The 9,860-nt window shown below is 57.1% G+C and carries 11 protein-coding genes and 2 pseudogenes; 7 read left to right on the top strand and 6 right to left on the bottom strand.

Features of this window, described 5'->3' with window-relative positions; all coding sequences use genetic code 11:
- Positions 1–164: 164 nt before the first annotated feature.
- The 3 genes and pseudogenes from tnpA (at position 165) to tnpC (ending at position 2,190) form a co-directional block, all read left to right on the top strand.
- On the top strand, positions 165–584 hold the full coding sequence (gene tnpA / locus PY650_RS35355) for an IS66-like element accessory protein TnpA (RefSeq protein WP_285884709.1): 420 nt from the start codon (positions 165–167) through the stop codon (positions 582–584).
- Positions 581–934 carry an IS66 family insertion sequence element accessory protein TnpB gene (tnpB, locus tag PY650_RS35350; protein WP_104827321.1) on the top strand — a complete coding sequence of 118 codons (354 nt, stop codon included), beginning with the start codon at positions 581–583 and terminating at the stop codon, positions 932–934. Before tnpA ends, tnpB begins: the two co-directional genes overlap by 4 nt.
- 64 nt (positions 935–998) lie before the next feature.
- A pseudogene (tnpC, locus tag PY650_RS35345) lies at positions 999–2,190 on the top strand (IS66 family transposase).
- 382 nt (positions 2,191–2,572) lie between these two features.
- On the opposite strand, the gene PY650_RS35335 reads toward tnpC, so the two are convergent.
- Positions 2,573–3,175: a TetR/AcrR family transcriptional regulator gene (locus tag PY650_RS35335; RefSeq protein WP_285884708.1), complete on the bottom strand. Its 603-nt coding sequence runs from the start codon at positions 3,173–3,175 to the stop codon at positions 2,573–2,575.
- Between the two features lie 109 nt (positions 3,176–3,284).
- On the opposite strand from PY650_RS35335, the gene PY650_RS35330 reads away from it, so the two are divergent.
- The 3 genes from PY650_RS35330 (at position 3,285) to PY650_RS35320 (ending at position 5,144) form a co-directional block, all read left to right on the top strand.
- Positions 3,285–4,028, top strand: a complete 744-nt coding sequence (locus PY650_RS35330) for an SDR family NAD(P)-dependent oxidoreductase (protein ID WP_285884707.1) — start codon at positions 3,285–3,287, stop codon at positions 4,026–4,028.
- A 115-nt stretch (positions 4,029–4,143) separates the two neighbouring features.
- Complete coding sequence (locus tag PY650_RS35325) at positions 4,144–4,974, top strand: zinc-dependent alcohol dehydrogenase family protein (protein WP_285884706.1); 831 nt, start codon at positions 4,144–4,146, stop codon at positions 4,972–4,974.
- A complete protein-coding gene (locus tag PY650_RS35320) occupies positions 4,971–5,144 on the top strand; it encodes a zinc-binding dehydrogenase (RefSeq protein WP_285884705.1) in 174 nt (57 codons plus the stop codon). Before PY650_RS35325 ends, PY650_RS35320 begins: the two co-directional genes overlap by 4 nt.
- Before the next feature lie 103 nt (positions 5,145–5,247).
- Here the strand turns inward: PY650_RS35320 and PY650_RS35315 are convergent, their stop codons facing one another.
- From PY650_RS35315 to PY650_RS35295, 5 genes and pseudogenes are all read right to left on the bottom strand, one after another.
- Positions 5,248–5,544: an aminotransferase class V-fold PLP-dependent enzyme gene (locus tag PY650_RS35315; RefSeq protein WP_285884704.1), complete on the bottom strand. Its 297-nt coding sequence runs from the start codon at positions 5,542–5,544 to the stop codon at positions 5,248–5,250.
- Positions 5,545–5,791: 247 nt separating this feature from the next.
- Positions 5,792–6,241: a protein rhiC gene (locus tag PY650_RS35310; protein ID WP_285884703.1), complete on the bottom strand. Its 450-nt coding sequence runs from the start codon at positions 6,239–6,241 to the stop codon at positions 5,792–5,794.
- A gap of 95 nt (positions 6,242–6,336) precedes the next feature.
- Positions 6,337–6,924 carry a tail fiber protein gene (locus PY650_RS35305; protein WP_285884702.1) on the bottom strand — a complete coding sequence of 196 codons (588 nt, stop codon included), beginning with the start codon at positions 6,922–6,924 and terminating at the stop codon, positions 6,337–6,339.
- Between the two features lie 141 nt (positions 6,925–7,065).
- Positions 7,066–7,761 (bottom strand): protein rhiA, encoded by a 696-nt coding sequence (locus PY650_RS35300; RefSeq protein ID WP_120709119.1) that lies wholly within the window; start codon positions 7,759–7,761, stop codon positions 7,066–7,068.
- 381 nt (positions 7,762–8,142) lie between these two features.
- Positions 8,143–8,354, bottom strand: a pseudogene (locus tag PY650_RS35295) (alpha-amylase family glycosyl hydrolase); the annotation flags it as partial.
- A 203-nt stretch (positions 8,355–8,557) separates the two neighbouring features.
- Here PY650_RS35295 and PY650_RS35290 point away from each other — a divergent pair.
- Entirely contained in the window at positions 8,558–9,727 is a 1,170-nt protein-coding gene (locus PY650_RS35290; protein WP_285884701.1) for an ISL3 family transposase, read from the top strand.
- The last annotated feature ends 133 nt before the right edge of the window (positions 9,728–9,860 follow it).

Raw genomic sequence — 9,860 nt, 5'->3', positions numbered from 1 at the left:
GCCAGGTTGAACGAGACAGTTCCATCGAAACAAAAATTGCGGCAAGGTTGGTCTGGATGGCGGTCGAAGCGTCTGTATTCTTGAACATTGGGACCTCAGAATAAAGTGGTTGGTGATACGACCACTCATTCTGCAAAAACGCCGGCCGTCATCCAGCCCATGGGATCTACGAAGTTGTCGAGCCGCGCCGCGGAAACCGGCGTTGGCCGGATGATGTGAAGGCGCGGATCGTGGCGGAAAGCCTTGAGCCTGGTGTTCGTGTTGTTGATGTCGCGCGCCGTCATGACGTTGTTGCGCACCAGCTTTCCTTGTGGCGCCGGCAAGTGCGCGAGGGCATTCTGGCGTTGCCTTTTGAGACTATGTCGGGCCAGTCGGAGAGCGGCGATGCCGAGCCTGCATTTGTGCCTTTGGCGATTGCGGCAGAGCCGAGCGAGGCTGTGAATGTTTTGGCGCCGCCGCTGCCGGCGACGGTTTCGTCGGTCTTGACGTTGGAGATCGGCCCGGATGTTGTGATGCGGGTTCCCGGCGATGTGCCGGTTGAACGTGTGGCGGCTCTGGTGCGAGCCATGCGAGGGACGGCATGATCGTCGCGGGCCAACGCCTGCCGATTCTGATTGCAACGCGGCCGGTGGACTTCCGCTGTGGGCATCAGGCGCTGGCTCTGATGGTGCAGACCGAGTTGAAGCTCGATCCGCATTCCGGGGTGACGGTGATCTTCCGGTCGAAGCGCGGGGATCGCCTGAAAATCCTGGTATGGGATGGCACCGGAATGGTGCTAACCTACAAAATTCTTGAACATGGAAACTTTGCCTGGCCCAAGGTTCAGGATGGGACGATGCGTCTTTCCAGGGGTCAATACGAAGCTTTGTTCGAAGGTCTTGATTGGCGACGGGTTATGGCGCAACGGGTGACAGCGCCGACTGCGGCAGGATGACTCAGTCACCCTGTTTTGGCATTGTTTTATTGGGTTTTTCTGCTTGGATTTGCTATGAAGACGCATGTCTTCGCTCCTTGATCTCAGCCTGTTTCCGGACCTTCCGCCAGAGGTTGTCAAAGCCTTTGCGGCGATGCAGTTCGAGCTGTCGGTCGAGCGTGCTGCACGTCAGCATGAGCAGGCTGTGGTGGCCGAAAAGGACGCGTTCATCGCCGAGTTGAAGGAACTGATCGAGAAGCTTGAGGGGCAGGTTCACGACTATCGGCGCGCGAAGTTCGGGCCGAAATCGGAAAAGCTCGATCCGGCGCAGATGGAACTGGCGCTGGAAGACCTTGAAACGGCGATTGCCGAAACACAGGCCCGGATCGCCGCCGTCGAGAAAAAGATCGAAGCCAGCGCATCCGATCCGGAAAAGGCCGTTCCTCGTAAGGAGCGTAAGGCCCGTGCGCTGCCTGAACACCTGCCGCGGGTCGAGAAAGTGATCGAGCCCGAGAGCATCGTTTGTCCCTGTGGTTGCGGCAACATCCGCGCCGTCGGGCGTGGTGTTCCATTATCGACCTGGGCGTAAGGGCGAATATGCCGCTGAAATCCTTGATGGGTTCAACGGCACGATTCAGGTCGATGCCTACGGTGGCTACTCTCACCTCGCCACGTCGGACCGGATGGGTGGCAATCCCTTGAAGCTGGCTTTCTGTTGGGCGCACGGCCGCAGGAAGCTGATCAAGGCCACGCCAAAGAGTGGATCGCCCATCGTCGACGAGGCGCTGGTGCGGATCGCCGCGCTCTACAAGATCGAAGACAGTATCCGCGGCTCAGATCCCGAACATCGCCGGGCAGTTCGACAGGACCTGTCCCTGCCGCTGGTGGACGAGTTCTTCACCTGGCTGGCAGCGCAAGCCAAGCGCGTCTCAAGCAAGTCTGACCTCGGAAAAGCCCTGGCCTATATGCTGACGCGGCAGGACGGCTTCCGGCTGTTCCTGGACGACGGCCACGTCGATATCGACTCCAACCTGGTGGAAAACGCGATCCGCCGCCCCGCCATGAATCGCCGCAATGCGCTCTTTGCGGGGCACGATGAAGGGGGCCGCAATTGGGCCCGGTTTGCCAGCCTGATCGGCACTTGTAAAATGAATGGCGTTGAGCCCTACGCCTATCTGTGCGATCTCTTCACCCGCCTCGCAAACGGCCACCTCGCCAAAGACATCGATGCCCTGATGCCATGGACCTATGCCGCCCGCATCAAGGCCTCACAATGAGCTCGTCAATTACTCTTCGGTGAGCTCATTTGACGGCCGTAGATCAACCTCACATCACTGCAACTGAGAAATCGATGGGGCGTGGACGTCGCATACAGCTTTCTTACCACTGTGATGACAGCTCGTTTGAAGCCGACGCTTTCTTTCAGCTTGAGCGCCCATTTGCGTAAGCTGCTCTCGGCGGATGATCGCGTGAGGATATCGCCCCAATCCCCTTTCCGCAGTTGCCTTGTCCTGTTTCGCACCGTTTTCCATGTCATCAGAACTAAGAACGTCAGTGAGAGTTCTCTCGCCCAGCCCCGAAAGGGTAAGGCGCAAATTAGTCAGTTGAGTGCCGCGCTACCTCCGAGGGCATCATTTTCCCGGCGGAAACTTCGTTCGGCTACCAGCGAAAGCGTAATCCGTCCATAAACAAGCCCACCATCCGCTGCGGATCAGTCGGCTCACCGCACATGGGCGGCACGCATAGCATCCCGATGCCGTGCAGGAGCTCGTTCGCCATCACTCCCGAGCGTATCTCGCCGCTCGCGGCCGCAGCGTCCAGAAGTTTCTGAACCAGGGGGCCCAGTCGCTCCTGGAAATGTGCAGGCAATCCTTCAAGAGCTGGATCGCCCGAATTGAAGGCTGCGGCCAGCCCACGGTGGGCTGCGATAAAATCAACGTAGCGCTCGACCCACTTTTCGAGCGCCTCGCCCGGTGGGTGCTGCGTGGCCAGCATCTTCGCTGCCTCGACGGACTCGTCGACCTCCTTGCGGAAGACGGCGACGACAAGGTCGGAACGCGTCGGAAAATGGCGGTAAAGCGTGCCGACGCCCACCCCCGCCCTGTCCGCGATTTCGCGTATGGGCACATCCACCCCTGCCTCGGCAAATACCTCCGATGCGGTTTGAATAAGCGAACCGACATTGCGCTGCGCATCAGCCCGCAGGCGCCGGCCCGCCACCTGGGCCTCAGCTTCGCTCGACGATTTCGTATCCTCGGACAAATTCTACCCCTTGCTAAACGGAACATGATTCCGTATATGCATAAGCGGACGATCGTTCCGTATATGGCACGAAGGATCGTGTTTGCCAAGTTCAAACGGAGAACCATAGATGCATAACAAACCAGTCGCACTCGTTACCGGAGCAAACAAAGGGATCGGCCTGCAGATCGCGAAAGATCTGGCGCAGCAGGGCTTCGCCGTACTTGTAGGTTCGCGACGATTCGAAGCGGGCGAGAGCGTCGTTCATAGTGTTGGGCCGGACGCCCGGACAATTCCGCTTGATGTCACCGATGAAACCTCGATCGCGAAGGCGGAGAAGCGCATCCGCGAGACCTATGGCCGGCTCGATGTTCTCGTGAACAATGCAGGTGTCGGACATGGTGGCGATCCCACACGAAGCAACGCCCAGATCATGGCGGAAACGCGGTTGTCTGTCGTCGATCTGGACGAGCTACGGACCGTATTCGCGACCAACGTATTTGGCGTCGTTGCCGTCACACAAGCGATGCTGCCCCTTCTTCGCGAAGCGCCGGCGGCAAAAATCATCAACATATCGAGCGCGACCGGCTCTCTCACGCTGAACAGCGATCCTTCGAACCCTGTTCGCCAATATACGAGCACATACACGGCCTCGAAGAGCGCCTTGAACGCGATCACACAAGCGCTCGCGATCGAGCTCGAAGGCACGCGCATCAAGGTCCACGCCGTCTGCCCGGGCCTTACCGCCACCGACATGAGCGAATATGGCGGATCGGTCGAGGAGGCCGCGCGTGAACCGGTGCGGGTCGCTCTGCTCGGATCGGACAGCGGCACGGGCACTTTCTCGAATGCCCAGGGTGCGCTGCCTTGGTGATCCGGTCAGTGTCGGCCGGCGCTGATGTCAACGGCCTCGCCGCGCTCGAATAGAATCCCGTTATTACCCCAACAGTGTCGTGACGTTGCGACGTGCAACCCGTCAGGAGAAGCTCATGTCTAAAACAGCAAAATTTGTGCAGTTCCACCGGCTTGGAGGACCAGAGGTTCTCCAAGTCGAGGACCTCCCGATCCCCCAACCGGGAAAGGATGAAGTACGCCTTCGCATCAAAGCATTTTCTCTGAACCGCGCGGAAGCGCTTTTCCGCGAAGGACACTATGTCGTTCAGCCTCAGTTTCCGTCCAAGCTTGGCTATGAAGCCTCCGGCGTGGTCGAAGCTGTCGGCCCCGGTGTGAACGAGAAATTGGTCGGGAAGGTCTTTAGCACCATTCCCAATTTCAGTTTCAGCCGTTACGGCGTCTATGGTGAAGTCGCTGTCGTACCCGTCACATCGCTCGCTGCTTATCCAGACAATCTCACGCCGGAAGAGGCCGCATCCATCTGGATGCAGTATCTCACCGCCTACGGGGCCTTGGTTCATCTCGGACATGTCGCCAATCGTGACTTTGTCCTGCTTCCAGCGGCCAGCAGTAGCACCGCGATTGCAGCGATGGAGGTTGTCAATGCCGAAGGCGGCATAGCTATCGGCATTACGCGGTCAGCGAAGAAGAAGGCCGAGCTCCTCTCTCTGGGGTATGACCATGTGATTGTCAGCGATGTCGAGGACGTCGTGAAACGCGTTGCCGATATTACCGACGGCAAAGGCGCCCGGATCATCTACGATCCTATTCTCGGAAGTGGAATAGAGATCCTGGCTCGGACGCTGCTTACAAAGGAATATATTTTGCGTATGGACTGCTTGATCCTCGACCGGCTCCTTACCCGATATGGTCGGCAATGTCGAAAGCCCTCACACTTCGAGCCTGGGCGATTCCAGAACTCTTGAAAGACGCAGAAGCGTTGAAAGAGGCGAAAGAGTATATTTTCAAGCATCTCGTTGATGGCACCCTGAAACCGAAGATCGGCAAGGTTTTTGCGCTTGACCAAATTGTCGAGGCTCATCGCTTCATGGACTCGAACGACCATATTGGAAAAATAGTTGTGAAGATCGAATAATATTCACTGCCAGAAAAGGTGGTCCTCGATGATATCCGAAGTGGTGGGTCCAAAGCCCGCCACCGGTCAGGAAAGGTCAACCACCTGCTGCAGGCCGTGCAATTCACTGTTTTTGTAGGGTCGAGGGCATTGCCGAGTTAGCTAAGGCATCGCGCACGGCGCTGACGAAAATGTCCAGATCACCCTTAATGCCCGTCTCCTTGACCTTGCGATATATCACATGAACGCAGTACTTCTCGCGAAGCTCGCTTTCGAGCTTTCTCATATCGATGCCGTCGATGGAAAGCAAACTAATCGCACTCAACTCGTTCGTGGCAATCGGGGTATGAAGCGTGAAGCCGGGAATGTCGTGAGCAAGGCCGATCCAATATCGGGTAAGTTCGCCTAGCCTTGCATGCATCCTGCCCGCTCCAATCTCCTTATGCAGTTGGATGGCCGGTGCAATTCCATTTTGAATTGCGGAATTATACGTGCCGAGATTCCAGTGATCGAACTTGTCTATGCCGATAGCCGGTTGGCAGGGTGCAAGCAGGGGTCAGGTCCGGTCGATCTGACGCCGGTTGACGATCGACATTCCATTGCCGACCGGCGCTCCCAGCCATTTGTGAAGGCTGGTGGCGAAGAAATCGCAGTCGAGGTCGGAAAGCTTACCGCCAGACCGCACCCCCAAATTGGCCAGTCGCGTCTTTCCGGGTAATGCCGGAGAGATCGCAATGATTGGCGTTTTCCGATCGAGGAGCTTGGATGAGCCGCGCGCTTTTGACCGGCGCCTTGATCATGCAATAGGCGTTGAAGCGTGCAGGCAGTCCTGGCAGCGTATTGCCCAGATTGCCATTTGGCCTGCAGTTGACGCTCGCCCCTTCCATGCGTCCGGATGGATCCACGGGCTCGCCGCTAAATTCGCATGTCTTGCCGGTTGACGTTCCCGGCGCCCCAATAGGGCCGGGAAGCGTGACACCGCGAATTACCACGCCTGTCTCGACAGGCTTTACGCCGGCCTTGGCTTTATGGTGCTCCTCAGCCGTGACTGCATGCCCTATGGTGACGGCCAGGGCGAAAGCCGATACGAATTCGAACATCCTTACTATCGTAGTCATTGCGCTTTCTCCTCTTTTGCGGGCCGATAGGATGTGACTCAGGGCCCCGTTACACCGTTTGAAAGAAAAGGAATTTGCGTAATCCTTTCCCGTCCTTACCTAAACTTGATGAGATAGTTGACGGCAACGTTCTTGGGACGTGTTTCGGAGGCCGTACGTGCGGGAGTTTCCGGTGAGCCTGTAGCCTTGCTTGAAATGGATGTTCCAGCGGCACTGCCCTGCTGCGAAATTCCTGCCGGCGTCGTCACGTCATAGGAATGCGTATGGACTTGCATGGCATCGCACTGGAGCGAGCCGACAACGTTCGCGACATTGTTGCCGGTGGGATCCAACCGCTGCTTGGCATCCGGGTCCATGCCAGCGCCGGCATCGAAGCCGCGCAGGAACAGCCCACGGTAGTCGGGAATCCGGAACTCCAGATCCGCCCCCGCATTGCGCTCTCCATAAAGTCCCCCGAGAACGGCATACAGTTCCGGATATGCGACCGCCCTCAAATAGCGTCCGTCGCACAGCATCCAGCCCTGGGCTTCGACGTAGCTGAGGGGCGCGCCGGCCTTTGTTCCCGCCGTCTCGCCCGAGCTTGCGCAGGCCGCGTTGGCCCAGATCGTATTCCGCGAACCCGAGACAGGATCGACTTGACCTGCAAAAGGGCACACAGCGCCGATAGGAGGTCCTGCGAACATCGTTGCGTCCTTTGATGAAGATGCATTTGTGAGAAACGGAGTGCCTCGGTCGTAAGTGGCGTTTTGCCATCAACGGCGGGCACTCCATTCCCGGCTGCTCCGCCTTGTCATTTGCGGAGCGGGGGCCAACTGATCCGGTCGTTAGGTCGGATCGACCTCCCAGGTATTGTCCTCCCGCAGCGTGCCCACGAGATCGAAGACGGCAGAGGGGAATTTCGCTTCCCTGGTCTGGGTGATCGTGTCGATGCTCAGAACCGTGCCGATGTTCACATTCGTTCCCGCAGCAATCCAGTAGCTCGGCGTCGGCGTGAACGTGTGCTGCAGATTGGTGCCGGCTTGAACGACGTAGGTTCCTGTTCCAGACATCCCGATGCCGACCGAGAAGCGGCTGTTTGGTACATTTGCGGCATCATTTATGACGAGGGACCCGGCAGGATCACCCTTGACCGGATCGCTCAAGCCGGGGCCGCCATTCAAGGAAAACGTGGTCGTGTTTTTGCCGCTGGGGCTGCCGTCCTGAACACCGGATGCGAGAAAATCCACGCCAGGAATCAGCTGTCCGGTGTCGCTCCAGACGAAGTTATAATCGATTTCCCAAGTGAATTTGATTTGGTTGCCAACCCGGATTTGATACGGAGAGCAAAACCACGCCAACGAGAAGACATTGGCGACCGGCTGCGGCATCTTCTGATAGACATAGAAGGTCCAAGGTTGAGCCGACTTGTTCTTTAACAACAAGGAATATTGCGTTCCTTGGGCGAGCGCCGCGCTTGCTGGCTGCGACGCACGGGCGTGATCTGTCAGTTCCTTGTTTGCATAGCTGATGTGCAAGGACATTTGTTTTTCCCTTCCTGAGTGTATTTTCCCACCTGACTCTGGATTGAATATCTTGACGTCAGTACCCCATGCGAATTCAACTAATTGGAGTGCTTATTCGCTGCACAATCTAACTGCTATAATTATTGCTCGATAACGTAAATGAGTAGAAATACTCCCTGCCAGAGCCGAGCAAAGTGACGAGCAGACCCGTCTGACGACGAGCCTGGGTGGCCAAATATCGAGTCGGCGGAATCCAGAAAGCTGCTTTGTCAATGGAAAAACGATGAGGTTCGCGATCCGATTATTGTAAGCAACGGCTTACAAATTAATCGTTTGCCTGCACGAAGCTGAGCTCACATGACATAACTCTCGGAAGTGATTAGTTCCCGTCGACGCCCTGTGATAATTGGAAAGGTCGTAACCATCGTCTTTTCCAGGTGGCATCTGAAACGGCACGAGCTAAATGGCGGTAAATACCGAGATCGGCGAGATAGTCGAGGCGGTGCACCACGCCCTGGAAATCGCCGACACCATCGCCATTGGAGTCCATAAAGGTCCCGACGGCCAAAGTGTTAGATGACTGGGTTCTTGTTCCGGAGATCGTTGATCATGCGCATCTCCCGGGGTCTGGTCTACCCAGTGGGCAATGGCATAACCACTTGGGTTGTTCCGGCAGATGGAATCGATGATCTTCATCAAAGCAGATCCCGCGCCAATCATTTTGGGCTCTTCCGCATATTTGGTGCAAGAGGATTCACATATGGCGCGAATACGGTCATAGATTCGGAATCGTAGTCTATGCAGTGATTTGCTCGTGCTTGAATTTTTCAACTCGTTGCTCCCGGAGAATTTCGAGGTTGTGGAGATCGCGCGCCAATGCGGCGCTGTCGTCATTTCGGCGCAGTCGATTTCGACCTCATCCAATTGCCCCACTTGCGGCCAGTCCAGCGGTCGCGTTCACAGTCACTACATGCGCCAGATCGCCGATCTGCCCTGTCAGGATCAAGCTACAGAGATCCGACTTCGCGTCCGTCGTTTTCGATGTGTCGATAGCCAATGCGTCACGCGTATATTCACCGAACGATTTCCGGGATCGGTTTCGGCAAATGCCCGTCGAACCAATCGCCTCAGCACGGCGCAAACAGCGATCAGTTTTACCACAGGCGGCGAGCCCGGCGGTCGCCTATCGCAAAAGCTGGCCATGCCTGTGAGCGGCGATACACTTCTGCGAATGGTACGCTCCTCGGCGCATGAACCCTATCCTGCCCCTCGCATCGTGGGTATTGACGATTGGGCTTGGCGCAAGGGCCAGCGTTACGGCACGATTGTCTGCGATCTGGAACGCAACCGCATTCCTGATCTGCTTCCCGAACGAAATGCAGATGTCGTGGCCGCATGGCTGGCGCGTCATCCTGGCATAGAGATCATCGCCCGCGATCGGGCTGGCGTTTATGCCGAGGGCGGACGACGAGGTGCCCCTGATGCCACTCAGATCGCGGATCGCTGGCATCTTCTCGCGAATTTGGGCGAAGCTCCTCGTCTGGCAGTCGGTCGTCATCGCAAGGCCGTTCGTCTTGCCGGCGTCGCCGCGATGACTGAAATCGCTGCAGAAGGTCATGATGACCCGGAACATGGCTCGCAGAAGCAAACATCGCTGCAAAGCTTGCGGCAGCAGCGAAAGCTGCAGCGTCGTGATCTGTATGAAGAGGTGATGCGCCTGCGGGATGCCGGGATCACCTCTGCGAGGCAGATTGCACCGCAGGTCGGCATGAGTGTGCGTACAATTGAACGGTGGCTGGCAGCGGGTGGTGAACCCGAGCACCATCGCCCCTCGGTTCATACCATACCCTTCTGGCGTTCGAGGATTATCTTCTTCGACGTTGGAACGAAGGATGTCGCAACGGTCGGCAGCTTCTGTCCGAGATCAAAGCCCAGGGATTTAAAGGAAGCCGTGCCACTGTTTACCGATGGACCGCAGACCTGAAGAAACAGCAACAATCCTCCAAACGAGAAAAGAACCGTCCCTGGCGACCGCCATCCCGGCGAAGATGTGCATGGCTTCTGGGTCAGGACCCGCAATCCTGTGATGCGAAGGCCAAGTGTTTCCTGAAGCATGT

The sequence above is a fragment of the Martinezella calliandrae genome (genome assembly GCF_030272695.1).
GTDB classification, from domain to species: Bacteria; Pseudomonadota; Alphaproteobacteria; order Rhizobiales; family Rhizobiaceae; genus Rhizobium; species Rhizobium calliandrae.
This window is presented reverse-complemented; position numbering and strand designations above follow the sequence as displayed.

Bases quoted from the DNA above. Each gene is read 5' to 3' on its own strand.
- PY650_RS35300 (WP_120709119.1), bottom strand. From the start codon at position 7,761: ATGTCCTTGCACATCAGCTATGCAAACAAGGAACTGACAGATCACGCC.
- PY650_RS35325 (WP_285884706.1), top strand. From the start codon at position 4,144: ATGTCTAAAACAGCAAAATTTGTGCAGTTCCACCGGCTTGGAGGACCA.
- PY650_RS35330 (WP_285884707.1), top strand. From the start codon at position 3,285: ATGCATAACAAACCAGTCGCACTCGTTACCGGAGCAAACAAAGGGATC.
- PY650_RS35315 (WP_285884704.1), bottom strand. From the start codon at position 5,544: ATGCATGCAAGGCTAGGCGAACTTACCCGATATTGGATCGGCCTTGCT.
- PY650_RS35305 (WP_285884702.1), bottom strand. From the start codon at position 6,924: ATGTTCGCAGGACCTCCTATCGGCGCTGTGTGCCCTTTTGCAGGTCAA.
- tnpB (WP_104827321.1), top strand. From the start codon at position 581: ATGATCGTCGCGGGCCAACGCCTGCCGATTCTGATTGCAACGCGGCCG.
- PY650_RS35310 (WP_285884703.1), bottom strand. From the start codon at position 6,241: ATGACTACGATAGTAAGGATGTTCGAATTCGTATCGGCTTTCGCCCTG.